This is a genomic window from Dysosmobacter segnis, from assembly GCF_014297285.1.
GTDB lineage: Bacteria > Bacillota > Clostridia > Oscillospirales > Oscillospiraceae > Oscillibacter > Oscillibacter segnis.
The window spans coordinates 235860-260153 of the sequence record NZ_JACOQI010000003.1 but is presented as its reverse complement, the minus strand read 5'-3'; the positions used below and the strand labels follow the sequence as shown (position 1 = coordinate 260153).

Genomic DNA, 24294 nt, shown 5'->3' with positions numbered 1-24294 from the left:
TGACATTCTGCATTGCAGGCTCTTATTCTACCAACAACCGCATCTATGATATTTATATCATTTTGATTTTCGGTATCGTTTCTTACTTCCTGCGGCGCATGGGCTTCCAACTGGTGCCTATTCTGCTGGGCATCGTGCTTGGACCTCTGGCTGAAAAGAACTTCCGCCGTGCCATGGTCATTTCTGAAGGCAGCTTCAGCATTTTCTTCACTCGTCCGATCAGCTGCGCGTTCATTTTGATCGCGATTGTGTCCGTGGCAATTTTTGGCATCCGGAACTACAAATCCAGAAAGCTGGCAAAGCAGAATACTGCTGAAACTTCCGAGGCAAAATAATTGAACGGAAAACGTCTCCGCTCAGTTTGGAAAGGTAACTCTCTGCTTTAGGGAGTGCGCTGACTGGAAATGACTTGGCAGACGAACTTAGGACAACATTAAAAACAAGGGGCTTTCGTAAAGAAAGCCCCTTGTTTTGTAGAAAAACCGACTGATACCTTGCTACTGCCGATGGCGGCCTAAAGCGAATCGCGGATATCATGGAAAAAGTTGTGCCGTTCGGCTCTGATTTATATTGTAGGCGGCTTGGGAGTCCTGATCATGCACATCAGCGTAGTACCGGAAATGTTTGCCCTGATTTTCAAGAGCGCCTTTACACCTAAAATGGACGATGAATTGGCATTTCTCTTAGCAGAGGCACATCATAACCTTGGCTAGTTAGAAGGACTGATTCAATATGCGCCCAACAGAATCCCTTTTTGTGACTTGATGGTTTTGAAGGAATGCACCAATTCTTGCTATCCCTCAATCATTATTTTTATTATTTCAAGTATAGCAGATGATTGAGAATAAAAAGCACTATCCCGCAATTTGTTTCACAAAACTGCCAAATAGTGCAATTAATCACTCAATTCGAGTTTCACGATTTATACACACCTTCGCCACGATGGCGCTCCAGAACGGCGTGGACGTCAAGACCGTCAGCAGTATGCTCGACCACTACTCGGCGGGCTTCACGCTGGATACATACGCCCACGTTACCACGGACGCGCAGCTCAAAGCGGCGCAAACGATGGGCAATATCCTATCCCGTGCTGTCTGACGGTTTCCGCTACCTGCTCCCGTTGGGGTCAGCGTCTGCGCATCCAATTGAAATGTGGCGCTCAAATAAACTTGGGATCAAAGAAAAAATAAGTCGAGGGAATTTCCCCCGACTTATTTTTTCGTGCCCTGTACCGTCCGGCCTACCCCATAGGTCACATTGTGTACCTATGAACATGAACCGACTGGTTTCCGCGGCTTTTTTGTTTGCTTGGCGAATGTGCTCAGGAGTCTGCTTCCTCCGGGCTTTCTTCCATACGGGCGGCCAGCTCCGCTTCGTGGGCACGAAGTTCCCGGTCCACCTTTCGGGAAACAAAGAAATAGCAGATGAGGTGGGTGGTGGCCGTCAGGACCCAGGAGAGAGGATAGACGATGTAAACCATCTCGATCCGGTGGTAGGCTGGAAGCCGGAACACGGTAGACAGCCAGATGAGCCGGGAGGCGCAGGCGCCCATCAGCGTGACCAGCATGGGAAGAATGTTGTACCCCACGCCACGCAGAGAACCGACGATCACATCCATGATGGCGTCCAGACCATAGAACAGGGCGATCCAGCGGAGGCGCACCATACCGGCTGCCACCACCTCGGCGCTGGGGGAATAGATCCCCAGAAGCTGCGGGCCGAAATAGACGGCCAGAACACTCAGAAGCTCTGTGGTCACAACGCCGGTCACAACGCTGATCATAGCGATCTTCTTGATGCGCCGATAGTCACCGGCGCCGTAATTCTGGCTGGTAAAGGCCACGTTGGCCTGATAGAAGGCGTTGATGTTGGAATAAATGAACTGCTCAATGCTGATGGCGGCAGAGCTGCCGGCCATAATGACCTCACCGAAGGAGTTGACGGAGGACTGCACCGTCACGTTGGCCAGAGAGAACAGCATTCCCTGAATTCCGGCGGGGATGCCCACCTGCATGATCTGCTTGAGCTTGATGGGGTAGATCTTCAGCTGCCGGAAGTCCAGCCGCAGAGGACCGGTCTCCTTCACGAGGCAGCGGACCACCAGTGCGGCAGAAATGCACTGGGAGATCACGGTGGCCAATGCCACGCCTGCCACATCCATGTGGAAGTAGATGACAAAGACCAGATTCAGGATCACGTTGACAACGCCGGATGCGAACAGGTAATAGAGAGGTCTTTGGGTATCGCCGCTGGCCCGCAGCAGAGCGGCGCCAAAGTTGTAGAGCATGGTGGCGGTCATGCCGGCGAAGTAGATCCGCAGGTAGAGCGTGGCCAGATCCAGCACATTGGCGGGACACTGCATCCAGATCAGAATGGTCCGGGCACCCAGAATACCGACCACTGTCAGGAACACGCCGCTGTACAGGGAGAGCAGGATGGAGGTGTGGACCGTTTTGCTGAGTTCCTCGTCCTCATGAGCGCCGAAGTACCGGGCAGCCAGAATGTTGGCGCCGATGGACAATCCTAAGAACATATTGGTCAGCAGGGCGATCAGGGAGGTGTTGGAACCCACCGCTGCCAGGGAATTGTCACCGGCCCAGCGGCCGACCACCACCACGTCCGCCGCGTTGAACAGCAGCTGCAGCATGGTGGAGAGGGTCAGCGGGACGGCGAAGCGCAGCAGCTTCGGCAGGATCGCGCCATGCAGCATGTCGATCTCGTAGGTTTTCTTTGCGCTCCGCATCATGGGAAACCTCCTGAAATACTGTCAAAAAATACAGAAAAGGGACGCCCTTCAGGGCAGTGTCCCTATTCTAACACCGCCATAGCGGAAAAGCCACCCCTTTTTCTAAAAAGTTCTACCATTTTTTCCGTAGACACGCAAGGGCATTTAGCGAAAGATCACTATGCCATTCCTAAATGGGGAAACCGGGGCTTTTATGGGCCAAATCTTCCAAAATCACCAAAATTCTCAAATCGTTCACAGTTTCGGATTGCGCGGAGCGGGGAATGCTGATATGATACCCTGTATACAGTTTGAGTGAGGAGGTGGAATATGACGGACCCATATAAGCAGGCGGATCGGGAACGCTGGCTGCGGGATCTGTTGTGCGGTGCACTGATCGGCGCGGGGGCGATCCTGCCCGGCGTCTCCGGCGGCGTACTGGCTGTGGTGTTCGACGTATACCGCCCCATGATGGAGACTCTGTCCCATCCCGGACGGGGCATCCGGAAATACTGGCACATTTTCCTTCCCTTGGGGATTGGCTGGGCCGTGGGCTTTCTGGGTCTCGCCAAGGGGATCAGCGCCGCGTATGCTCTGTCGGACGCCGCTACCATCTGGCTCTTTATCGGCCTCATTGCCGGGACGTTTCCTGCCCTCTGGCGGGAGGCGGGAAAGGAGGGCCATGGCCGGGCGGCGTGGATCGCCTGCGGCGTCTGCGCCCTATCGGTGTTTCTGTCGCTTTTCTATGTGCGCCATGTGCTTCGCGTGTCGGTGACGCCGAACTTTGGCTGGTACAACTTCTGCGGCGCGCTCTGGGGTGCCAGCGTGGTGCTGCCGGGGCTGACCAGCTCCTCCATTATGATGGCGCTTGGACTGTACGAGCCGCTGCTGAACAGTCTTGCGGAAATGCGGCTGCTGACCCTGTCCGCCTGCCTGCCGGGAATGCTGCTGGCCATGCTGCTGTTGGCCCGGGGCGTTACATGGCTGCTGAGGACCCATTACGCTGTGACCTTCCACGGGATCTTGGGCATCGTGGCGGCCTCCACATTGGTGATCGTTCCCATCCGGTATGACAGCGTGGGCGAGGCCGTGGCGTCGCTGCTCTGCTGCGCCGCCGGATTCCTGCTGGCCTTTTTTCTGGAAAAGCTGGACCGGGCCTTACCCCGCGCTTGAATCCACACCTGAACGTGCCTGAAAAAACCCCCGCCGCTCATGTGAGCGGCGGGGGTTTTTGTCATATACAGTGGGCTTACAGGTCAAAGAAGCCCATGATGGCGATGCCGATGACCACCAGACAAATCATGGCATAGTGCTTCCAGGAGAGCTTTTCCTTCAGGAAGATGCGGCTCCACAGCACGGAGGCGGCACAGTAGGAGGAAATGATGGGAGCGGACATGGCCAGATGGGCGGTGTCGGAAATGGCGTAGATGTAGGCGAACTGACCGGCAGTTTCGCAGATGGCACCAAAGTACTTGGGGGCCTCCATTTTGGGAACCAACCGATCCTTCTTGATGATTACCACATAGATGAAGCAGAATGCTGCTGCGGCAAGGAAGGTCAGCTCGTATGCGCAGTTGGCGGAGGCCGCCGCCTGATCGGCACATTCTCTCAGCGTGGCGAACATACCGGCGTTCATATAGCGGCCCGTCAAAATCTCCAGCACCCGGTTGTCGGCAAAGGTGCCGGCGGCGTCCAGCAGGCAGTAGGCCGCGGGGAGGGCCAGGGCGAGAAAACTCTTGGCGTACTTATAGTTGCTGGCCTTCTGCCGCTCCAGACGAAGCTCCGGGTCCTCCGTGGCATCCGCCACACCCAGACCGATGGCACCCGTGCACACCAGCGCGATAGCCAACAGGGCCAGAGGAGAGTAATCCTCACCGCCGACGAACAGCAGCGTCAGCACCGCCACCAATGCGCCGGAGGAATTGCAGATGGGGGAAGAAACGGACAGCTCGATATACCGCAGGCCCAGATAGCCCAAAGCCATGGAACTGATATACAGCAGGGACACCGGCAGGTAGGTCCAGATGACGGACCAGCTGATGGCCGTGCCGCCTACGAAGATCTCAAAGGCGGCGTGAAGGCCCATCACCACGCCCACGGCGATGACCATTTTCAGGTGACTGTAACGGTCGCTGCCGTCCCGGCAGCCGATTTTGGAAAAGAGGTCGCTGCCGCTCCAGCACAGGAGGGCAGTCAGGGAAAGCCAAAGCCACATGGGGAAGGTCTCCTTATTGAAAAAATTGAATAGATGGAAGGTGCCGCGGTTTTACAGGGTCACGAGACCGGCGTCCACCAGCTTTTGCAGGCTCATGAGGATGCCCAGCTTGGCGTGATACCAGGTGAGGCCGCCCTGGAAGTAGACGGCGTAAGGGTCGCGGATGGGGCCGTCGGCGGACAGCTCGATGCTGCTGCCCTGCACGAAAGCGCCTGCCGCCATAATGACGTCGGAATCGTAGCCGGGCATGGCCCAAGGCTCCGGGGTCACATAGCTGTCCACCGGTGCGGCAGCCTGAATACCGCCGCAGAAGGCCACCATAGCCTCCCGGCTGCCCAGCGTCACCGCCTGAATGATGTCATGGCGGCTTTCCGTGGCGTTGGGGACGCAGGCATAGCCCAGCTTTTCATAGACGTTGGCGGCAAAGACCGCGCCCTTCAGCGCGCCGGATACCACAGTGGGGGCCAGAAACAATCCCTGATAGAAGGCGGGCATCAGACCCAGGTTTGCGCCGACCTCCTGCCCCAGACCGGGGGCGGACAGCCGGTAAGCGCACCGCTCCACGCACTCCTTGGTGCCGCAGATGTAGCCGCCGATGGGGGCCAGACCGCCGCCGGGGTTTTTGATGAGGCTGCCCACCACCATATCGGCCCCCATATCAGAGGGCTCGATCCGCTCCACAAATTCGCCGTAGCAGTTGTCCACCATGACCTTGACGTCAGGCTTGATCTCCTTGCAGAAGCGGATCAGCTCCCCGATCTGCTCCACCGAGAAGCTTGGGCGGGTGGCGTAGCCCTTGGAGCGCTGGATGGTGATGAGCTTGGTGCGCTCGTTGATCTTGGAGCGGATGGCATCGTAGTCGAAGGTGCCGTCGGCCTTCAGGTCCGCCTGGGCGTAGGTAACACCGTACTCCTTCAACGAGCACTTGCTCTCCCGGATGCCGATGACCTCCTCCAGCGTGTCATAGGGTGCGCCCACGGGGGAGAGCAGTTCATCTCCCGGCAGCAGGTTGGCGGACAGGGCCACGGTCAGGGCGTGGGTGCCGCAGGTAATCTGAGGCCGCACCAGCGCAGCCTCCGTGTGGAACACATCTGCATAGACCCGTTCCAGATTGTCCCGGCCCTCGTCATCGTAGCCGTAGCCGGTGGTGGCGGCAAAGTGGGTGGCATTTACCCGATTCTTCTGCATGGCGGACAGGACCTTGGCCTGATTGTATTCCGCCGTCTGGTCGATGGCGTCAAACCGGTCCCGCAGCTCCGCAATGATCCGCTCTCCGTATTCATAGACAGCCGCGCTGACGCCCAGCTGTTCGTACATGGATTCCATTTTCATGTCTTGTGTTCCTCTTTTCCCAAAATTTCATCAGCCAGATCGTTCAGGATCTCCGGCCGGGTCACGACAAGTCCGCTGGCCTCGTTGCCGAGGATCAGCAGGGTGTCTCCCGGAGAGATGCCGTAAAACCGGCGGGCTTCCTGGGGGATCACGATCTGTCCCCGGTCACCCACCTTGGCGGTGCCGAAGATCCGGTTTTTACCCTGACCTAAGACGTGCTTGCCTCCAGGCATGGGACCGCCTCCTTTGTCATATTTTTCACACTTGTATGAATATAGCAGACCTGTTTCCAAAAGGCAAGGTTTTTGCGGAAATTTCCCGTTTTCTGCTGGAAAAAGGCAAAAAGCCCCCCGGTACAACTGTACCGGGGGCGAAAAAACGAAAATTTTGTATAGGGTCAGCTCAGCCGGAGACCGCCTACGAAATATGTATTGTAGTAGCCGGAGGTCAGATCGCTGGTGATGACGCCGCCGTTTCTGGAGGAAGAGGCGTGCACGTGCTGGCCGTTGCCGATGTAGATACCGGCGTGGGAGCAGGCCTTGCCCTTGTTGCGGCTGGGATCATTGAAGAACACCAGGTCGCCGGGCTGCAATTCGGAAATGCTGTAGATCTTGGTGCCCATGCCGCTGAGCCACTGGCTGGTGGCGGAATGGGGGAGATTGTAGCCGAACTGCTTGTAGATATACATGGTGAAGCCGGAGCAGTCGAAGCCGCCGGCGGAGGCGCCGCCGTACACATAGCGGGTGCCCAGATGGCTCAGAGCGGTTTCCACGATAGAGGAGCCCTTGCCGCTGGTGGCATTGCTGGTCAGTACCAGCAGATCGCTGCGGACATAGCCCTCCGTGCCGTATTGGCAGGTAACGTCATACCAGCCGTTTACCAGACCGTTGACGGTGACTACGGTGCCGGCGTCGATGGTGGCCAGGCTCTCGCTTTCGGTGGTGGCGGCGGCCCGGACGTTCACAGTGCCCTCGGGCACGCGGCCGTAGGTGGTGAAGATGTTGTCCTGATCGATGATAAGGTAATCGGAGGACACATAGCCGGTGCTGCCGTTATAATTGATCTTGTACCAGCCGGGGACGCTGTCATCCAGCAGGGCCACGGCCACAGACTTGTTCAGCGTGGTGACGATGGCGGAAGAGGTGTTGGGCTCGGACCGCATACGCAGGGAAGTACCGGTGGTGCAGCCGGCGCCAATGGCCATCTCTCCCTCGGCAGAGGCGAAGGCGGTGAGCGCCAAAGTGGTGAGGGCAGCAAAAACAGCGACCTTCACGGCCTTTTTCATCAGATGCTTCATTGAAACGCTTCCTTTCCTTTGTGTCAGTCAGTGCGGGGGTAGGGGGTTCTTACTTGCCGGCTAACGCCCGCTCCAACCAGATGGAAGCGAAATCCATCGCCTCATACAGGCTGCTCTTTTCACCCTTCTTGACCACGCGGTCCCGTGCCTTCACATTGGGATTCGTGGACTGGAGCTGCAGGGAAACCTTGGTAGCCATATCCAGACCGTTTTCCTTTTTGCTCTCCAGAATCTGCATCATGACGATATATGGATCAGCCATCGTTCCGTAGTAGATCAGGTTGTCGATCCGCCGCAGAGGATGGCCCTTATAAATCAAGCCTTCTGTTTTTGTTTCAGACATGCAAACACTCCCTTGGAAAAATTGTAACCAAATTGTAACATCTTTTATCCAATTTGTCAACGTTGGAATGGCGGCAATCTTTTCCATCAGTCCAAAACAACGGCTTTTCAAGATATTTCGGCAGTTTACACACATAAAAAAAGCATGGAGACAACGTCTCCATGCTTTGATCGGCTGATTTACTGTCCCAGATATTTTTTTACCAGAACCTGCAGCAGCTCGTCCCGGTCCAGCTTGCGGATCAGGGTGCGGGCGCCCATGTGATTGGTAATGTAGGTGGGGTCCTCAGAGAGAATGTAGCCAACGATCTGATTGATGGGGTTATACCCCTTTTCCTCCAGTGCCTGATAGACTGTGGTCAGAATGTTATAAATCTCCACATCCTTATCGTCCACAATACTGAATTTGCGGGTATAGTCATCCATACGGACACCACCTTTCCTTCGAAACTGTAATCAGTATACTCGGTTTTCGGGGGGAAGTAAAGGGAAAAAAGGAAATGTAACAGAATGGTAATAAAATCAAGGCGGCGAGAAACCTCACCGCCTTGATTGCAGGGAACTGTTCGATTTACCGTAGGACCGCGCCGCATTCCTGCTCCAGAGCGGTCAGGATGCTTTTCACATCGGCATCCGCCTCTTCGGCGGTGAGGCTCCGGTCATCGGAGCGGAGGGTCAGGTTGAAGGCTACGCTCTTCTTGCCGGGGGCAATGCCCGTGCCGGTGTAGATGTCGAACAGGGCCGCGTCCTTCAAAAGACCCTTGGCCCCCTTGCGGATGGCATCCTCCAGCTCGCCCACGGTGACAGCCGCGTCGCACACCACGGCAATGTCCCGGGTGACGGCGGGGAACTTGGGCAGGGGCTGGTAGAGGGGCTTAGACCCCTTGTTTTCATACAGCGCGTCGAACCGCAGCTCGGCGGCATACAGCTCGGCGTCCACACCGTAGTTGCCCGCCACATGGGGATGGACCTGGCCCAAGACACCTAGCAGACGGTCCCCACTGAAAACCTTGGCACAGCGGCCGGGATGATAGGAGGGATTCTCGCTGTCCGCCAGGAACCGGACGTTTTCAATCCGCAGCTGCTTCAGAACGGCCTCCACAGCGCCCTTGAGGGCAAAGAAGTCCATACCGTCGCCGTAAGCGCCCAGCGTCAGCACCTTGGGCTCGTCGGCAAGGCCGTCGGCCCGCTTGAAGTACACCCGGCCCAGTTCATAGAGCTTGGCGGACTTGTTGCGGAAGTTGTAGTTCCGGGTCAGGATCTCCAGCATGGAGGGCAGAGTGGTGGTGCGCATGATGGAGGTGTCCTCGCCCAAGGGGTTCAGAATTTTCAGAGAATCCCGCAGGGGGGAATCCTTGGGCAGGTCGATCTTATCATAATAGGTGGGGCTGATGAAGGAGTAGGTGATGATCTCGTCGTACCCGGCGGCGCGGCACACGCTGCCCAGCAGGTTTTCCGTCTGCTGGATATCCGTGAGGCCACGGCGGGCGGTGAGACCGTTGGAGAGGGTGTCGGGGATGTTGTTGTAGCCGTAGAACCGGGCTACCTCCTCGGCAATGTCGGAGTAGTGCTCCACATCGGACCGCCAGGAGGGAACATGGATGGTGTCGCCCTCCACCTTGAAGTCCAGAGCTTCCAGAATCCGGACCATTTCCTCACGGGAAACATCGGTGCCCAGCAGGCCGTTGACCTTCTCCGGCTCCAGCTTCACGGTGACGGGGTTGGAGTCCTTGGCGATGACGTCCATGACGCCGTCCACCACCTCGCCGGCGCCCAGCAGCTCCACCAGCTCGCAGGCCCGCTCCACGGCTTTCAGGGTGTTCATGGAGTCCAGGCCCTTTTCATAGCGGGAGGAGGCGTCGGTGCGCATATTCAGCGCGGCAGCGGTACGGTGGATGGAGGTGCCGTTGAAGTTGGCGGATTCAAACAGAACCATGGCGGTGTCGCCCACAATCTCGCTGTTGGCACCGCCCATGACGCCGGCTACGCAGACGGGCTTGTTCTCGTCACAGATGCAGAGCATGGAGGGGGTCAGCTTCCGCTGGTTGCCGTCCAGGGTCTGGATGGTTTCGCCCTCCCGGGCGGTGCGGACGATGATGTGGCCGCCCTCCACGCAGGAGAAGTCGAAGGCGTGCATGGGCTGGCCGTATTCCAGCATCACATAGTTGGTGATGTCCACGATGTTGTTGATGGGGCGGACACCGGAGTTCCGCAGCCGTTCCCGCATCCACGCGGGAGAGGGCTGGATCTTCACGTTCTTCACCATCCGGGCGGTGTACCGGGGGCAGAGATCGCCGTCCTCAATGTCGATGTCCACCAGCTCCGCGATGGAGCCGCCGCAGCCCTTCACTTCAGGGGTGTGCAGCTTCAGGGGACGGCCAAAGGTGGCGCTGGCCTCCCGTGCAAGGCCGATGACGGACAGGCAGTCGGGCCGGTTGGGGGTGATCTCAAATTCCACCACATGATCGTCCGCACCGATGACCACAGCTATATCGTCGCCGGGCTTTACGTCCTCGTTCAGCACGAAGATGCCGTCGGCGATGCAGTGGGGGAACTCCCTCTGCTCCGCGTGGAGATCCTCCAGCGTGCAGATGGAATCGGTCTTGGTGTTGTAGGCCACCAGGTCGCCCGCGTGGAGGTTGGAGCAGGCGGTGTCGGGAGAGGCGGTGGCGCCGCCGATGTCCAGCGTGGTGTGGTACAGCCCGTAGGACTGCGTCTCACATTCCAGAACCTTGCCGCAGACCACGGGGCCGAACACCTTGTCCCCGGCCTTGATGTCGGCGGGGATGGAGGGCTTCTCCGGGTCCAGAGGCTTGTAGTCGTTCAGCAGGGCGGCGGGGGTGATGACGGCGTAGGGATAGTCATGCTCGGCGGTGAGGTTCAGTTCCTTCAAAGAGCACAGCATCCCGTTGGACACCACGCCCCGGAGCTTGCCCTTTTCGATTTTCGTGCCGTTGGGGAGCAGGGACTTGTGCTGGGCCACGGGCACCAGATCGCCCACATGGATATTCCATGCGCCGGTGACGATCTGGGTAGGCTCCGCCTGTCCCACGTCGATCTGGCAGATCCACATGTGGTCGCTGTCCGGGTGCTTTTCCATGGACAAAATCTTGCCCACCACCACATTTTTCAGGGACTCATCCAGCGCCGTGACGGTCTCCACCTTGGAGCCGGAGAGGGTCATGGCCTCATCAAACTCCCGGTCGCTGATGTCGGAAACATCTACAAATTCATTTAACCATTTACGGGAAAGAATCATTGTCTATCCTCCTCTTTTATTCCGAAGGGAATCAGGCATCCCCTCGCCAGTGAGATCCGCTCACTGGTGGTACGCCGCAGTCGATGTACGGTCGATGCATGTTTGCCACGGCAAACATCAGTTGTAATTGTTTTTTGCGGCGGCGTGTACGGCACAAAAAACACCGCTCAGAGTGCAAACGTGCGAGCCGCTTGCGGCGAGTGCGCTGCGGCACTCTGCAAAATTCGCACAAAATGGCTGTGCCATTTTGGCGAGGATGGTCAGAACTGCTGCAGGAACCGTTCGTCGTTCTCGAAGATCAGCCGCAGGTCGCTGATCTTGAAGTGGCCCATGGCGAAGCGTTCCAGACCCATGCCGAAGGCGAAGCCGGAATACTCGTCCGGATCAATGCCGCAGTTGCGCAGCACCTTGGGGTGCACCATGCCGGCGCCCAGCACTTCGATCCAGCCCTCGCCCTTGCAGGTGGGGCAGCCCTTGCCGCCGCACTTGTGGCACTGGATGTCCACCTCACAGGAAGGCTCGGTGAAGGGGAAGTGGTGGGGACGGAACCGGGTGACGGAATCGGCGCCGTAGATGGCCTTGATGACGGCGTTCAGCGTGCCCTTCAGGTCCGCCATGGTCACGCCCTTGTCCACCACCAGCCCTTCGATCTGATGGAACATGGGGGAGTGGGTGGCATCCACCTCGTCCTTGCGGTACACACGGCCGGGGGAGATCATGCGGATGGGTACGCCGTGCTCCTCCATAGCCCGGATCTGCATGGGAGAGGTCTGGGTCCGCAGGAGGATCTTGGAATCCTCGGTGAGATAGAAGGTGTCCGTCCAGTCACGGGAAGGGTGGGACTCCGGGGCGTTGAGCTTGGTGAAGTTGTAGCTTTCCAGCTCGATCTCCGGGCCGTCCATGATCTCAAAGCCCATGTCAAGGAACACCTGCTTGATCTCATCCAGCACGGTGTACATGGGGTGCTTGTGGCCCAGAGCCACCTCCTTGCCGGGGATGGTGATGTCCAGCGTCTCGGCCTTCAGCTTGGCTTCCAGAGCGGCCTTTTCCAGAATGGCGGACTGGGCCTCCACGGCCTTTTCCACGGCGGCGCGGACCTCATTGGCCATCTGGCCCATGACGGGGCGCTCCTCAGCAGAGAGACTGCCCATCAGCTTGAGGACGGCGGTCAGTTCGCCCTTTTTGCCCAGGTACTTCACCCGCAGCGCGTCCAGTTCCGCCGCGGCCTTCGTGCCGGCGATGGCTTCCAGAGCGCCCTTGCGGATGGCTTCCAGTTGTTCTTTCATCATAAACGCAAAACTCCTTTGTATGGAATGGGATGATCGGATCGGGGTGGCGGAAAACAAAAAAGCCCTCCGTCCCACATTGGGACGAAAGGCTCACTTCCGCGGTACCACCCAAATTCGCGCCGAAGCGCACACTTGTGCCCTGATAACGGAGGGTGACCGCCATGTCTCCATGGAAGCTCCGGGGCGAACCAAACCAGGCGTCCACAGGTCGGCTTGCAGCCGGTGACCGACCCTCTCTGCGGCGGCGTTTCAGGTTATTTTCCCGTTTCACAGCTTATAACATACCAATGTATACCATAAAAACAGGGGAAATGCAAGCGCGAAATGCACAAACCTGAGAAAAACGGCCCGGAAGCAGAAATTTATTGCACGCAAGCAGAAAATGTGATAACATACAATCAGTATCGGCCCTGTCAAAAGACGGGACCTGTGAGGGGGAGTACCATGGATAAGATCATTACCATCAGCCGGGAATACGGCGCAGGCGGCCATTCCATCGGCCAGCAGGTGGCAAAGGAACTGGGGATCCCGTTCTATGACCGGGATATTTTGAAGGCAACAGTCCAGACCAGCGGATTTGATCCGGATATGGTGGAGCACGATCAGGAGGATGTATCCTCCACGAATTTCTTCTTCAAGAGCATCTGCTCCTTTGCGGACGCCTCCTTTTCTGACACCCAGGATGCCATCCACGATGTGCAGAAGGCGGTCATTCTCCATTTCGCCAAGGAGGGACCCTGCGTGATCCTTGGCCGCTGCGCTGACGAGATCCTGCGGGAAGCGGGCATGGAGAGCCTGAACGTGTTCATCCATGCCGACGCGGTGCACCGGGCGGTGCGGGCCAGCGAGCTTACCGGCTGCACGGACGCGACGGAGCTGCAGAAGATCATTGCCAAAAAGGACAACAGCCGTCATACTTATTATAACCACTATACCGGCAAAAAGTGGGGCGACAGCCATAACTACCACCTGGTACTGGATAGCGGCAAGCTGGGCTATTCCCTGTGCGCCAAGCTTATCATCGAAGCGGCCAAGGGCGAATAAGAGCATTGAAAAGCAGGGAACAGTAATGTTCCCTGCTTTTTTCAAATACAAACTGACTGGATAACATAAAAAAAGGGGGACTGACCATGGAAGTGACAACGCTTATCCGGACGGTGGGATTGGATCTTTTGAAACCGGCGCTGCCGCAGAGACAGCTGGACGGCCATAAAGGGACCTTTGGAAAGCTGCTGATCGTAGGCGGCGCGGTGGGCTACACCGGCGCACCCTATCTCACCGCGTCGGCGGCGGTACGGACCGGCTGCGGGCTGGTGTCGCTGGGGGTGCCGAAGACCATCTGGCCCATCGAGGCAGCCAAATGTGTCTCCGCCATGCCCTTTCCGCTGCCGGAGAAAAACGGCATGCTGGCGGGGAAGGCTCTGCCGCAAATTCTGGAAAAGCTGGACGGCTGCGATGTGCTGGCGCTGGGACCGGGGCTGGGCCGCGGCCGGGAGACTGCCCGCCTGGTGTGGGAGCTGCTGAAAACGGAAAAACCGCTGGTGCTGGACGCCGACGGCATAAACGCCCTTTCCGGGCATATAGATCTACTGGATGCCCGCCGGGGCAGGCCCACGGTTCTGACGCCCCATGAGGTGGAGTTCGCCCGGATCGGCGGCGATCTGAGCCGTGGGGACCGGGAACGGGCGGCACAGGACTTCGCCATGGCCCATGGCTGCGTTCTGGTGCTGAAGGGCCACCGGACCGTCACGGCGTCGCCGGAGGGGGACGTTCTGGTGAACACAACCGGTGGCAGCGGATTGGCCAAGGGCGGCAGCGGGGATGTGCTGACCGGCGTGATCGCCTCCCTGATGGCCCAGCGGGCCGACGCACTTCGAGCCGCGGCGGTGGGAGTCTGGCTTCACGGCCGCGCCGGGGATCTGGCGGAACAGGAACTGACGGCTTACAGCGTCACACCGGAGGACGTGGTCCGGAAACTGCCTGACGCCATCCGGGAAATTCTGGAATAACGGAGGGAAACAGGGTGCGCATCGAAAACTGCGTACCAATGATAGCCCTGTGCCTGCTACTGTGCGGCTGCGGGAAACAGACAGCGGAGCCGGCGGCGGACCTGCGGTCGGTCTATCAGGAGATGTCCGGCTGTGAAATGACGGCGGAGGTCACCTGCGAACAGTCCGGGCTGGAATGGTCCGCCACGCTTCACGGTACCTATGTGCCGGGCGGGGAGAGCACCGTGGAGGTGCTGGAGCCGCTGGAACTGGCAGGCGTCCGGGCGGTCATCCGGGAGGATGGCTGGACGCTGGAATACGGCGATCTCTGCCTGGATGCCGGAACGTTGACGGAGGAAGCCGTCAGCCCCGCCACGGCACTGGCCCGGATCATGTACGCTCTGCGGGAGGGCTGGCTGCTGGAACAGAATGACGAAAGCCGGGAGGGAGTCCCCTGTACCCGGCTGGCGCTGGACCAGACCGGCGCGTCGGACACGGACATCGTGACCACCGTCTGGCTCCGTCAGGCGGACGGAACGCCTTTCCTCGGAGAGATCGCCGTGGACGGCGAAACAATTTTGACGGTACGGTTTACGGCGTTCGGATTTTGTGATACAATAACGGATAATTCGTAAAAACAGCGGGGAGGACCCCGCAAATCCACATAAGACAGGTGAATCAACTTGGAGGATACGATTTTACGGCGCACCTGGGCGGAAATCGACCTGGATGCTTTGGAACACAACTACAATGTGGCCCGGCAGAAGATTGGCCCCGGCGTGAAGTATCTGGGCGTGGTGAAGGCGGACGCCTACGGCCACGGCGCGGTGCAGGTGGCCCGGAAGCTGGAACAGCTGGGGGCGGACTATCTGGCAGTGTCCAGTCTGGACGAGGGCCGGGAACTGCGCCACGGCGGCATTACCATGCCCATTCTGATTCTGGGGCATACCCCTCCGGAGATGGTGTCCCAGCTCATCGAATACAACATCACTCAGGCGGTGTCCGCCAAGGCCAAGGCGGAGGCGTACAGCGCCGAGGCTGTGAAGTGCGGCGGCACGCTGCGGGTCCACATCAAGGTGGATACCGGTATGTCCCGGCTGGGCTTTCTGGTCCGGGGCGAGCATTTTGAAACCGGCGTGGAGGCCATCGCGGAGTCCTGCGCCTTGCCGGGGCTGGACCCGGAGGGTATTTTCACCCATTTCGCCGTCTCTGATATGGACGGCGCGGACTATGAAGCGTATACGAGGGAGCAGTTCGGCGTCTTTACCCATGTGCTGGACGCACTGGCCGCCAAGGGCCGCACCTTCCGCATCCGCCATTGTGCCAACAGCGGCGCCCTGACCCGCTATCCGGAGATGTATCTGGATATGGTCCGCCCCGGCATCGCCCTTTACGGCGTGGGGGATGACGCGGAGCGGCTGGGCCTGCGGCCGGTGATGCGGCTGAAGTCCTGCGTGTCCACCATCAAGGTCCTTGACCCGGATACCACCGTCAGCTATGGCCGGACCTTCCGCACGGAGGGAAAGACCCGTATGGGCGTACTGCCCATCGGCTATGCCGACGGCTTCTTCCGGGGGCTTTCCAACCGCATGGCGGTGCAGACGGCCTATGGCCCGGCACCGCAGCGGGGCCGCATCTGCATGGATATGTGCATGGTGGATCTGACGGACCTGCCGGAGGTAAAGGTGGGGGATACGGTGGAGATCTTCGGCCAGACCCAGAGCGTAGATTCTCTGGCCGCAATTCTGAACACGATTCCCTACGAATTGACCTGCGCGGTGAGCAAGCGGGTCCCCAGATTGTATATGGAAAACGGCAAGGAGATCGAGCGGAGCTTGAGACTGCTGTAAGCAGGCACCCGCACTCCGCCAGGCGCATAGGATGACACGGGGCGGGACACCGGAATTTTGCCCCGGTGGTATAAATTCCGGTGCTGCGTGGGAGAATGAAAGTGGCCTCACCGAATGGTGACGGGTACTTCTTTCGGCGGAGTGTGAACTTTGTGGATACGAGTGTCAAGCGCGGCGATATTTACTATGCCGATCTCTCTCCGGTGGTGGGCAGCGAGCAGGGCGGCATCCGTCCGGTGCTGATCATTCAGAATGACACCGGCAACCGATACAGCCCTACGGTCATTGCGGCGGCCATCACCTCGCAGACGGGCAAAGCCCGCCTGCCGACCCATATTGCCCTTCCGGTGAACGAGAGCTGCGGCCTGAACCGGGATTCCATCATCCTGCTGGAGCAGGTGCGGACGCTGGATAAAAAGCGGCTGCGGGAACGGATGGGCCATGTGGAGGAACAGGTGATGGAGAAGGTGGACACCGCCATCGCGGTGAGCTTCGGACTGCCCCACGACCAGTTTGTATAAGAGACAGAATACTGCTTCCCGGCGGGCGGAAACGCCCATCGGGAGGGAGCCAAGAGACAACGGAGGTACATATGAAAAACAGATGGGCATTGCGTCTGGCGGCGCTGACACTGGTAAGCTGCCTTGCCATGAGCGGCGTTTCCCTGGCGGTGGAGCCCGGCTCCGCCTCCGACCCGCTGGTGACACTGAGTTATCTGAACGATGTGTTTCTGGGACAGATCATGACCAAGGTAGACCAGAAGATCACCGCCCGGAATAGCCAACTGCTTCAGCAGTCCGGGGGCGCGGGCGAAATGTCTGGGGTGGAATTTGCCGTGGTGACCCTTTCCAAGGGACAGGTTCTCACCGGAGACATCGGCTGTGAAGTGATGCTCCGGGTGGGTACGGCCTCCTGCGTGTCGCCCTCCAATCCGGGCCTCATCGACGAGACTACCGCTGCCTCCCTGAATAACGGCGGCGCGCTGGCGGCCAACCATCTCTATATGATGACCATTGAGGGCCGGGGCGTCAAGGCCGGCTCCGACACCACGAAGCTGCTGGTGCGGGGCAGCTACACCATCGCCTGAACCTGCCATACATAGCGTTCATATTAAGATCCGCCTGTGCATAAACTGATGCACAGGCGATTTTTTTGCCGGGAGGTGGCGGCTCATGGACAAGTATCCGGTTTTTCGGGAGGAGCAGGCGGTGGGGGAACTGACCGTCACCCCGGAGGCATTGTATACGGCCTTTTCCGTCTCCTGCCGGGGCCGGGAGGGGCTGTGGTGCGCGTGGGCGGTGGGGGAGACAGGGAATCTCCGTATCGGTGTTCTGGAACCGGAGAATGGCTGTTTGCAAATTCGCCGCCGGTTTTCCAAACAGTTGACAGACCCGTTGGGACCCATCCTCCGGGGAGAACTGCGCCCTTTAGGAGAGGAGCGGGAGCAGTGGGAGCCGCTGAGACCGGAACTGCTGAGAAGTCCATACCTCCGCTGCCGCTTGGGCGGGCTTTCCGGGGTGCTGACCTGCCGGCCGGAGCGGGGCCGTCTCATCGCTGTCCCACGGGATGACGCGGCCCCTTTTCCTCTGGAAGCCATGTTTTGCTTTGCCCGTTCCCGGCGTTTGCAGGGACGGGCGTACTGGGTATTTCGCTTTGATGACCGGGAATGGCCTGTTTTTTGAAAAAACTTGAAAATAGGGATACCACATTTAGAAGGAATGTGGTACAATATCCGCAGTATCCTGTGCTTTTCACACATGAACCGGGTTTTCCCGGAACGTTTATCAGGAGGTCAAGCCTATGAAATGCCCCTATTGCGGTCACCCCGAAAGCAAGGTCATTGATTCCCGTCCCGCGGACGAAAACGCCAGCATCCGCCGTCGGAGAGAGTGTCTTTCCTGCGCCAAACGCTTTACCACCTATGAAACGGTGGAAAGCCTGCCTATGGTGGTCATCAAAAAGGATGGCAGCCGCCAGAGCTTTGACCGGCAGAAGGTCCTGCGGGGCATGATCCGGGCCTGCGAGAAGCGGCCGGTGCCCTTGGCCGAGTTGGAGCGCATTGCCGATGAGATCGAGCAGGAGCTGCAGAACTCCATGGAGCGGGAGATCCGCACGGAGGATGTAGGCGAAAAGGTGATGGACCGGCTGCGGAAGGTGGATCAGGTGGCCTACGTCCGATTCGCCTCTGTCTACCGCCAGTTCAAGGATCTGGATACCTTCATGGCGGAGCTGAATAAGCTCCTGGCGGAGAAGTGATCGTGCTTCTGCACGATCCGGAAATTCCTATGATGGATTCTACCGCACAATGAGCGGAAAATTGCGGAAAAAAGGGAATGGCCGTATGAGATCGAAATTCCGGATCGCATTTGACATTCTGCTGATTACTGCGTCATGCATCATATTCATTTATAATATTTTGATGCAGCGGAGGATCGTGTATCTGTCATCAGTTATAGCAGTATGCGGCACGACCGCATTTTTGGTAAGAGATATAATGGTGCTGAAACAGGAAAAATAGGCGGGAGGACAAGCGGCCTTACAGCACATTCCGGATGTTCAGCGCTTCCATCTCCGCAATGAGCCGCAGCTGGTCCCGGAGGTCGGACAGCTCCGCGTGGAACTCCGAAAGCTCCTCCGTTTCCCCGAAGGCGATGGCCCGGCGGTACATGGCCTCCGCGTCATCCACTGCGTCGTGGTGGGAGACGATGTGGAGATAGGTCTGGCTGTGGGACCAGTCATCGTAGCTTTCCCAGAGGGCGTCCAGCGCCTCGGCCCACTCCCCGGAGAGGGCCAGCCGGTCCGCCCCTTGCAGTTGTTCCCGCCAGCGGTCCGTTTCTTCATCCATATGGCGGATATTCCACAGGGAAAACGCCAGCAGAGCCGCCAACACGAAAATCGGCGGCAGCAGCATCCGTTTCATGGGTCAGCCTCCTTGGGAACGCAGAGCGTTTTTCCGTTTTCATCCACCGTCAGGAGAAAGACCTCCTTGGTGGTGCAGTGCTCCTGCTTCAGAATTTTTTGAAGCCACACCTCATCCTGGCCGCAGCGGCGGAGATTGTTCCGCAAAACCCGGCCGTCATTGATGAGAACGGTGGGGAGAGAATCCTCCTCCAGCGTCAGGCCCAGGTCCTCCGCCGTGGGCGGCTTGGCCTTGGCCCATGGCAGTACGGACAGCTGCCCGGAGTTTTCCAGCACGGCGTACTGCACCTCCTCCACGGAGAGACACCCTTGCCCCCGGAGCTGCTCCAACAGCTCGTCCAGCGTGTAGCGGTTTTTCCGCATGGCCGCCTGCTGGAGCTTGCCGTTGCGGATCAGGATGGCCGGTGTGCCGCACATCAGCGCCCGGAACCGCAGATTCAGCAGGGAAAGCTGGCTCATCAGCAGCGTCAGGGACAGGAGAATTAAAATAGGGATGACCCCGGCCAGCAGCGGGATGCCGAAGTCCTGCATGGGCACCGTAGCCAGATCGGAGATCATCATGGTCAGCACCAGCTCGCTGGGCTCCAATTCGCCGATCTGCCGCTTTCCCATCAGCCGCAGGCCGATCATAATGAGAAAATAGAGAATGACCGTGCGGCACAGCGCGGTGATCATGTCCGTCGCCCCCTTTTTGTTCCAGTATGGACAACTGATGGGATTTTATACGGCCAGCTGGGGACAGACGGCCTGAAAATTTACATTTTGCCTCTTGTATCTACTGTAAAAAACGAATATGATAGGAACGATTTCAAATTAAAAGACAAAGGAGCTTATTGTTCTGATGGGTAAATATTTTGGTACAGACGGTTTCCGGGGCAAGGCCGGCGTTGATCTGACGGCGGAGCACGCCTTCCAGGTGGGCCGTTTTCTGGGCTGGTATTACAGCCGGAAGCACACGGAGGACTCCGCCCGCATCGTGATCGGCAAGGACACCCGGCGTTCCTCCTATATGTTTGAAAACGCTCTGGCGGCGGGTATCACCTCCTCCGGCGCGGACGCATATCTGCTCCACGTTACCACCACTCCCTGCGTCAGTTACATCACCCGTACGGAGAATTTCGACTGCGGCGTGATGATCTCCGCCAGCCACAATCCGTTTTATGACAACGGCATCAAGCTGATGAACGGCGTGGGCGAGAAGATGGACGACGCCCTTCAGGCAGAGCTGGAAGCATTCATCGACGGTGATCCCGCTTACCTCCCTTGGGCCACCGAGGGAAAGGTGGGCAAGACCATCGATTTCTACTCCGGCCGCAACCGCTATATCGGCTACCTCACCAGCCTGCCCTCCCGGTCCTTTGAAAAGCACAAGGTTGGTCTGGACTGCGCCAACGGCAGCTCCTGGATGATCGGCCGGGCAGTGTTTGACGCGCTGGGGGCCAAGACCTATGTCATCAACGATCAGCCGGACGGCGTGAACATCAACACGGACTGCGGCTCCACCCACATTGAGGGCTTGCAGCTCTACGTCCGGGAGCATCATCTGGACGTGGGCTTCGCCTTTGACGGCGATGCGGACCGCTGCCTTGCCGTAGACGAGCGGGGCCAGGTGCTGAACGGCGATAAGATCATGTATATCTGCGCCAAGCACTTCAAGGAGCGTGGCCAGCTTCCCAGCAATACGCTGGTTACCACCGTTATGAGCAACTTCGGTCTGTACAAGGCGCTGGACAAGGCGGGCATCCGTTACGAAAAGACCGCCGTGGGCGACCGCTATGTTTACGAGAACATGAAGGAGAATGACTTCATGATCGGCGGCGAGCAGTCCGGCCATATCATTTTCCGGAAGTACGCCCACACCGGCGACGGTCTCATCACCGCCCTCATGCTCATGCAGGTGATGATCGACACCCAACTGCCCCTGAGCGTGCTGGCCGCCGGCGTTACCATGTATCCTCAGGTGCTGAAAAACGTCCGGGTGGACGATAAGGATCTCACGCTGGCGGACGCCGCCGTGCAGGCCGCCGTGGACGCGTGCACCGCCGAGCTGGGCGATTCCGGCCGGGTGCTGCTGCGGAAGAGCGGCACGGAGCCGGTGCTCCGGGTCATGGCGGAGGCCGGTACCGCCGAGGAATGTGAAAAGCAGGTGGACCGCATCATCGCCGCTATGGAAAAGAGCGGACATCTCATCGAGGTGAAGAAGTAATGCTGACTATCAACGAGTTATATGATCTGAGCCATTCTCTGGCGGGAGATTACCTGAAGCAATTCACCTATCCATGGGAGGCGCTGGCCGGGATCTCCGACCTGATTCTGGAGATCGGCAAGCAGCTTCCGGAGGACGAGTATGTGCACCCCACCGACTGGGACGGCAACGTTCTGGAGGATGTCTGGGTGGCCAAGGACGCAACGGTGTTCAAGACCGCCTATCTCCACGGCCCCTGCATCATCGGCCACCGGACGGAGGTTCGTCAGTGCGCCTTTATCCGGGGCAGCGCACTGGTGGGCAATGACTGCGTGGTGGGCAACTCCACGGAGCTGAAAAACGTGATCCTGTTCGACAATGTGCAGGTGCCTCATTACAACTATGTGGGAGATTCTATCCTTGGCTATAAGTCCCACATGGGCGCCGGCTCCATCACCTCCAATGTCAAGAGCGACAAACTTCTGGTGGTGGTGAAGGACGGCGCGGAGCAGGTGGAGACCGGCCGTAAAAAGGTGGGCGCCATGCTGGGCGACCGGGTAGAGGTCGGCTGCAACAGCGTCCTGAACCCCGGCACCGTCATCGGCCCGGATTCCAATGTGTACCCCACGTCCTGCGTCCGGGGCGTCATCCCGGCCAGCCATGTCTATAAGGACAAGGACCATATCATCGCAAAGAAATGAGTTGACTGAGCTAGGGCGGCGGTTTGCGCAGCCCCAGTTCTTTCGTAAAAGCCGCAGAAACGAAAGGAGGCTATGGGCAGCGCCCATCAACAGCGCCATGCGCCCGGAAAATGACTTCATAGAAGCGGGGTTCCGGGATAACGAGGAGAGGGGAGTATCGAAACTTCGGCGGGTGCCCCTCCGTGGCCGCAGCCATGTGACAGGTTCTACAAATACGGGGGCGACCCCGGAACAGAAGGAATCTGACTGCGGAGAAAGAGACAAATCTCTGCGCGTTTGTCCTTTTGAATGAATTTTCAGGAGGATTTTTTACCCATGTGTGGAATTATTGGTTATGTGGGCCACCAGCAGGCGGCCCCGATTTTGCTGGACGGACTGGCCCGGATGGAATACCGGGGCTACGATTCCGCCGGTGTGGCGGTGCGGTCCGAGACAAAGGGGCTTCAGGTCTATAAGTCCAAGGGCCGCCTTCAGGTGCTGTCAGATATGATCCACGGCGGTGCCGATGTGGAGGGAACGCTGGGCATCGGCCATACCCGCTGGGCTACCCATGGAGAGCCCAATGACATCAACGCCCATCCCCATGTCAGTGAGGATGGCCGGATCGCCATGGTCCATAACGGCATCATCGAAAACTATATGGAGATCAAGCAGCAGCTTTTGCGTCACGGCGTTACGTTCAAGTCTGAAACGGACACCGAGGTGGCGGCTCAGCTGCTGGAATTCCACTATAACGAGTGTCATAATATGCTGGAGGCCGTGGGCCGTGTCCTGCGGCGGATCGAAGGCTCCTATGCTTTCGGCATCATCTGTGCCGACTATCCCAACGCCCTGATCGCCGCCCGGAAGGACAGCCCCCTTATCATCGGCTGCGGTGAAAACGAGAATTTCATTGCCTCCGACGTGACTGCCGTCATCAGCCATACCCGCGATGTTATTTACATGGAGGACGGCGAGATCGCCGTGCTGACGGCGGAGGGCGTCAACCTTTTCAATGACGAGATGGACCCCATCGATAAGCCCCACAGCCACATCGACTGGGACGTTTCCGCTGCGGAAAAGGGCGGCTACCCCCACTTTATGCTCAAGGAGATCTTCGAGCAGCCGGAGGCCATCCGGAAAACCGTCTCCCCCCGGGTCCGGGAGGGCCGGGTGGTGCTGGACGATCTGCGCCTGACGAAGGAATACATCCAGGGCGTCAGCCGTATTTTTATCGTGGCCTGCGGGTCCAGCTACCATGTGGGCATGGTCAGCAAGTACAACTGGGAGCGCCTGCTCCGCCGCCCGGTGGAGGTGTGCCTGGCCTCGGAATTCCGCTACTGCGACCCGTTGGTGGACGATCATTCTCTGGTCATTTTCATCAGTCAGTCCGGTGAGACGCTGGATACTATGGCCGCCCTGCGGGAAGCCAAGCGGCGCGGCGGCCGGACACTGGCAGTGGTGAATGTGGTAGGCTCCTCCATCGCTCGTGAAGCGGACGATGTGCTCTATACCTGGGCTGGTCCGGAGATCGCCGTGGCTACCACGAAGGCTTACTCCACTCAGCTGGTCCTGATGGACCTCATTGCCCTGTATCTGGGCGATCTGCTGGGTACCATTGAGAAAACGGAGTACGATACCATCCTTCACGAGCTGGAAGCCCTGCCGGAAAAGCTGGAACGGGTGCTGGCAAGCATCGAGGATGTGAAGTATTTCGCCTCCCGGTACTTCAACCACGATTCCATCTTCTTCATCGGCCGGAATCTGGACTATGCCATGGGTCTGGAAGGCTCCCTGAAGCTGAAGGAGATCAGCTATATCCACTCCGAGGCGTATGCCTCCGGCGAGCTGAAGCACGGCACCATTTCCCTCATCGAGCCGGGAACGCTGGTGGTGGCCCTGGGCACCTACGAGCCGCTCTTTGACAAGGCCATGAGCAATGTGGTGGAGGTAAAGGCCCGTGGAGCCGAGGTGCTGGCACTGGCCACGGAGCCGCTCAAGGAGAAAATGGCCCACACGGCGGACAGCGTCATAGCTGTGCCGGAGACCCACCCGGTGGTGCAGCCCTCTTTGGGCGTGGTGCCCTTGCAGCTCTTCGCCTATTATGTGGCCCTCCAGCGCGGCTGCGACATTGATAAGCCCCGGAACCTTGCTAAGAGCGTGACGGTGGAATAAACCCGTTTCCGAACCGGGTACAGCCGCGCTGGCTCGCC

General features: G+C 58.6%; 25 protein-coding genes and 1 pseudogene. 15 read left to right on the top strand and 11 right to left on the bottom strand.

The genetic code is table 11. The annotated features are described in order from the left end of the window. The 3 genes and pseudogenes from H8Z83_RS05680 to H8Z83_RS05670 form a co-directional block, all read left to right on the top strand. A partial coding sequence (locus tag H8Z83_RS05680) for a tripartite tricarboxylate transporter permease (protein WP_187014151.1) occupies positions 1-335 on the top strand: 335 nt, incomplete at its 5' end. Between the two features lie 210 nt (positions 336-545). Continuing rightward, positions 546-713 (top strand): alanine:cation symporter family protein, encoded by a 168-nt coding sequence (locus H8Z83_RS05675; RefSeq protein WP_417293572.1) that lies wholly within the window; start codon positions 546-548, stop codon positions 711-713. A 197-nt stretch (positions 714-910) separates the two neighbouring features. Then, positions 911-1098, top strand: a pseudogene (locus H8Z83_RS05670) (tyrosine-type recombinase/integrase); the annotation flags it as partial. Positions 1099-1321: 223 nt separating this feature from the next. Here the strand turns inward: H8Z83_RS05670 and H8Z83_RS05665 are convergent. Beyond that, complete coding sequence (locus H8Z83_RS05665; RefSeq protein ID WP_243184749.1) at positions 1322-2746, bottom strand: MATE family efflux transporter; 1425 nt, start codon at positions 2744-2746, stop codon at positions 1322-1324. Between the two features lie 309 nt (positions 2747-3055). Here H8Z83_RS05665 and H8Z83_RS05660 point away from each other — a divergent pair, with 309 nt between their 5' ends. After that, on the top strand, positions 3056-3898 hold the full coding sequence (locus tag H8Z83_RS05660) for a DUF368 domain-containing protein (protein WP_187014150.1): 843 nt from the start codon (positions 3056-3058) through the stop codon (positions 3896-3898). A gap of 76 nt (positions 3899-3974) precedes the next feature. Here the strand turns inward: H8Z83_RS05660 and H8Z83_RS05655 are convergent, their stop codons facing one another. The 8 genes from H8Z83_RS05655 to pheS all read right to left on the bottom strand — a co-directional run bounded on the left by H8Z83_RS05655 (position 3975) and on the right by pheS (position 12456). Continuing rightward, positions 3975-4940, bottom strand: a complete 966-nt coding sequence (locus H8Z83_RS05655) for an EamA family transporter (RefSeq protein WP_187014149.1) — start codon at positions 4938-4940, stop codon at positions 3975-3977. Positions 4941-4991: 51 nt separating this feature from the next. Further along, positions 4992-6272, bottom strand: coding sequence for a methionine gamma-lyase family protein (locus H8Z83_RS05650; protein WP_187014148.1), 1281 nt, complete (start codon positions 6270-6272; stop codon positions 4992-4994). Beyond that, complete coding sequence (locus H8Z83_RS05645; RefSeq protein ID WP_187014147.1) at positions 6269-6505, bottom strand: AbrB/MazE/SpoVT family DNA-binding domain-containing protein; 237 nt, start codon at positions 6503-6505, stop codon at positions 6269-6271. The genes H8Z83_RS05650 and H8Z83_RS05645 overlap by 4 nt, the downstream gene beginning before the upstream one ends. 164 nt (positions 6506-6669) lie before the next feature. Continuing rightward, positions 6670-7569, bottom strand: a complete 900-nt coding sequence (locus H8Z83_RS05640; protein ID WP_187014146.1) for a C40 family peptidase — start codon at positions 7567-7569, stop codon at positions 6670-6672. 49 nt (positions 7570-7618) lie between these two features. Next, positions 7619-7912, bottom strand: coding sequence for a hypothetical protein (locus H8Z83_RS05635; protein ID WP_187014145.1), 294 nt, complete (start codon positions 7910-7912; stop codon positions 7619-7621). 179 nt (positions 7913-8091) lie between these two features. After that, the gene (locus H8Z83_RS05630) at positions 8092-8337 is read right to left on the bottom strand and encodes an IreB family regulatory phosphoprotein (RefSeq protein WP_187014144.1); all 246 of its coding nucleotides are present in this window, start codon (positions 8335-8337) and stop codon (positions 8092-8094) included. Positions 8338-8482: 145 nt separating this feature from the next. After that, positions 8483-11170: a phenylalanine--tRNA ligase subunit beta gene (pheT, locus tag H8Z83_RS05625; protein WP_187014143.1), complete on the bottom strand. Its 2688-nt coding sequence runs from the start codon at positions 11168-11170 to the stop codon at positions 8483-8485. Positions 11171-11430: 260 nt separating this feature from the next. After that, complete coding sequence (pheS, locus tag H8Z83_RS05620; RefSeq protein ID WP_187014166.1) at positions 11431-12456, bottom strand: phenylalanine--tRNA ligase subunit alpha; 1026 nt, start codon at positions 12454-12456, stop codon at positions 11431-11433. Between the two features lie 447 nt (positions 12457-12903). On the opposite strand from pheS, the gene H8Z83_RS05615 reads away from it, so the two are divergent. The 8 genes from H8Z83_RS05615 (at position 12904) to nrdR (ending at position 18553) form a co-directional block, all read left to right on the top strand. Beyond that, positions 12904-13503 (top strand): cytidylate kinase-like family protein, encoded by a 600-nt coding sequence (locus H8Z83_RS05615; protein WP_187014142.1) that lies wholly within the window; start codon positions 12904-12906, stop codon positions 13501-13503. Between the two features lie 86 nt (positions 13504-13589). After that, positions 13590-14468 carry an NAD(P)H-hydrate dehydratase gene (locus H8Z83_RS05610; protein ID WP_187014141.1) on the top strand — a complete coding sequence of 293 codons (879 nt, stop codon included), beginning with the start codon at positions 13590-13592 and terminating at the stop codon, positions 14466-14468. Between the two features lie 14 nt (positions 14469-14482). Next, complete coding sequence (locus H8Z83_RS05605) at positions 14483-15082, top strand: hypothetical protein (protein ID WP_187014140.1); 600 nt, start codon at positions 14483-14485, stop codon at positions 15080-15082. Between the two features lie 48 nt (positions 15083-15130). Next, the gene (gene alr, locus H8Z83_RS05600; protein ID WP_187014139.1) at positions 15131-16297 is read left to right on the top strand and encodes an alanine racemase; all 1167 of its coding nucleotides are present in this window, start codon (positions 15131-15133) and stop codon (positions 16295-16297) included. Positions 16298-16449: 152 nt separating this feature from the next. Continuing rightward, complete coding sequence (locus H8Z83_RS05595; RefSeq protein WP_187014138.1) at positions 16450-16818, top strand: type II toxin-antitoxin system PemK/MazF family toxin; 369 nt, start codon at positions 16450-16452, stop codon at positions 16816-16818. A gap of 71 nt (positions 16819-16889) precedes the next feature. Continuing rightward, positions 16890-17384, top strand: coding sequence for a hypothetical protein (locus H8Z83_RS05590; RefSeq protein ID WP_187014137.1), 495 nt, complete (start codon positions 16890-16892; stop codon positions 17382-17384). A gap of 85 nt (positions 17385-17469) precedes the next feature. Then, entirely contained in the window at positions 17470-17979 is a 510-nt protein-coding gene (locus H8Z83_RS05585; RefSeq protein ID WP_187014136.1) for a hypothetical protein, read from the top strand. Positions 17980-18097: 118 nt separating this feature from the next. Continuing rightward, positions 18098-18553 carry a transcriptional regulator NrdR gene (nrdR, locus tag H8Z83_RS05580; protein WP_187014135.1) on the top strand — a complete coding sequence of 152 codons (456 nt, stop codon included), beginning with the start codon at positions 18098-18100 and terminating at the stop codon, positions 18551-18553. A gap of 280 nt (positions 18554-18833) precedes the next feature. On the opposite strand, the gene H8Z83_RS05575 is transcribed toward nrdR, so the two are convergent. Then, the gene (locus H8Z83_RS05575) at positions 18834-19217 is read right to left on the bottom strand and encodes a DUF4363 family protein (protein ID WP_243184746.1); all 384 of its coding nucleotides are present in this window, start codon (positions 19215-19217) and stop codon (positions 18834-18836) included. Beyond that, positions 19214-19891 (bottom strand): DUF421 domain-containing protein, encoded by a 678-nt coding sequence (locus H8Z83_RS05570; RefSeq protein ID WP_187014134.1) that lies wholly within the window; start codon positions 19889-19891, stop codon positions 19214-19216. The genes H8Z83_RS05575 and H8Z83_RS05570 overlap by 4 nt, the downstream gene beginning before the upstream one ends. A 166-nt stretch (positions 19892-20057) precedes the next feature. Here H8Z83_RS05570 and glmM point away from each other — a divergent pair, with 166 nt between their 5' ends. The 3 genes from glmM to glmS all read left to right on the top strand — a co-directional run bounded on the left by glmM (position 20058) and on the right by glmS (position 24256). Further along, positions 20058-21422, top strand: coding sequence for a phosphoglucosamine mutase (gene glmM / locus H8Z83_RS05565; RefSeq protein WP_187014133.1), 1365 nt, complete (start codon positions 20058-20060; stop codon positions 21420-21422). Continuing rightward, positions 21422-22102 (top strand): acyltransferase, encoded by a 681-nt coding sequence (locus tag H8Z83_RS05560; RefSeq protein ID WP_187014132.1) that lies wholly within the window; start codon positions 21422-21424, stop codon positions 22100-22102. The genes glmM and H8Z83_RS05560 overlap by 1 nt, the downstream gene beginning before the upstream one ends. A 315-nt stretch (positions 22103-22417) precedes the next feature. Beyond that, positions 22418-24256, top strand: a complete 1839-nt coding sequence (glmS, locus tag H8Z83_RS05555; protein ID WP_187014131.1) for a glutamine--fructose-6-phosphate transaminase (isomerizing) — start codon at positions 22418-22420, stop codon at positions 24254-24256. Positions 24257-24294 lie beyond the last annotated feature (38 nt).

Bases quoted from the DNA above. Each gene is read 5' to 3' on its own strand.
- H8Z83_RS05660 (WP_187014150.1), top strand. From the start codon at position 3,056: ATGACGGACCCATATAAGCAGGCGGATCGGGAACGCTGGCTGCGGGAT.
- glmS (WP_187014131.1), top strand. From the start codon at position 22,418: ATGTGTGGAATTATTGGTTATGTGGGCCACCAGCAGGCGGCCCCGATT.
- H8Z83_RS05560 (WP_187014132.1), top strand. From the start codon at position 21,422: ATGCTGACTATCAACGAGTTATATGATCTGAGCCATTCTCTGGCGGGA.
- pheS (WP_187014166.1), bottom strand. From the start codon at position 12,456: ATGAAAGAACAACTGGAAGCCATCCGCAAGGGCGCTCTGGAAGCCATC.
- H8Z83_RS05650 (WP_187014148.1), bottom strand. From the start codon at position 6,272: ATGAAAATGGAATCCATGTACGAACAGCTGGGCGTCAGCGCGGCTGTC.
- pheT (WP_187014143.1), bottom strand. From the start codon at position 11,170: ATGATTCTTTCCCGTAAATGGTTAAATGAATTTGTAGATGTTTCCGAC.
- H8Z83_RS05575 (WP_243184746.1), bottom strand. From the start codon at position 19,217: ATGAAACGGATGCTGCTGCCGCCGATTTTCGTGTTGGCGGCTCTGCTG.
- nrdR (WP_187014135.1), top strand. From the start codon at position 18,098: ATGAAATGCCCCTATTGCGGTCACCCCGAAAGCAAGGTCATTGATTCC.
- H8Z83_RS05585 (WP_187014136.1), top strand. From the start codon at position 17,470: ATGGACAAGTATCCGGTTTTTCGGGAGGAGCAGGCGGTGGGGGAACTG.
- H8Z83_RS05610 (WP_187014141.1), top strand. From the start codon at position 13,590: ATGGAAGTGACAACGCTTATCCGGACGGTGGGATTGGATCTTTTGAAA.
- H8Z83_RS05615 (WP_187014142.1), top strand. From the start codon at position 12,904: ATGGATAAGATCATTACCATCAGCCGGGAATACGGCGCAGGCGGCCAT.
- H8Z83_RS05635 (WP_187014145.1), bottom strand. From the start codon at position 7,912: ATGTCTGAAACAAAAACAGAAGGCTTGATTTATAAGGGCCATCCTCTG.
- H8Z83_RS05665 (WP_243184749.1), bottom strand. From the start codon at position 2,746: ATGATGCGGAGCGCAAAGAAAACCTACGAGATCGACATGCTGCATGGC.
- H8Z83_RS05645 (WP_187014147.1), bottom strand. From the start codon at position 6,505: ATGCCTGGAGGCAAGCACGTCTTAGGTCAGGGTAAAAACCGGATCTTC.
- H8Z83_RS05570 (WP_187014134.1), bottom strand. From the start codon at position 19,891: ATGATCACCGCGCTGTGCCGCACGGTCATTCTCTATTTTCTCATTATG.
- H8Z83_RS05640 (WP_187014146.1), bottom strand. From the start codon at position 7,569: ATGAAGCATCTGATGAAAAAGGCCGTGAAGGTCGCTGTTTTTGCTGCC.
- H8Z83_RS05590 (WP_187014137.1), top strand. From the start codon at position 16,890: ATGAAAAACAGATGGGCATTGCGTCTGGCGGCGCTGACACTGGTAAGC.
- H8Z83_RS05630 (WP_187014144.1), bottom strand. From the start codon at position 8,337: ATGGATGACTATACCCGCAAATTCAGTATTGTGGACGATAAGGATGTG.
- glmM (WP_187014133.1), top strand. From the start codon at position 20,058: ATGGGTAAATATTTTGGTACAGACGGTTTCCGGGGCAAGGCCGGCGTT.
- H8Z83_RS05655 (WP_187014149.1), bottom strand. From the start codon at position 4,940: ATGTGGCTTTGGCTTTCCCTGACTGCCCTCCTGTGCTGGAGCGGCAGC.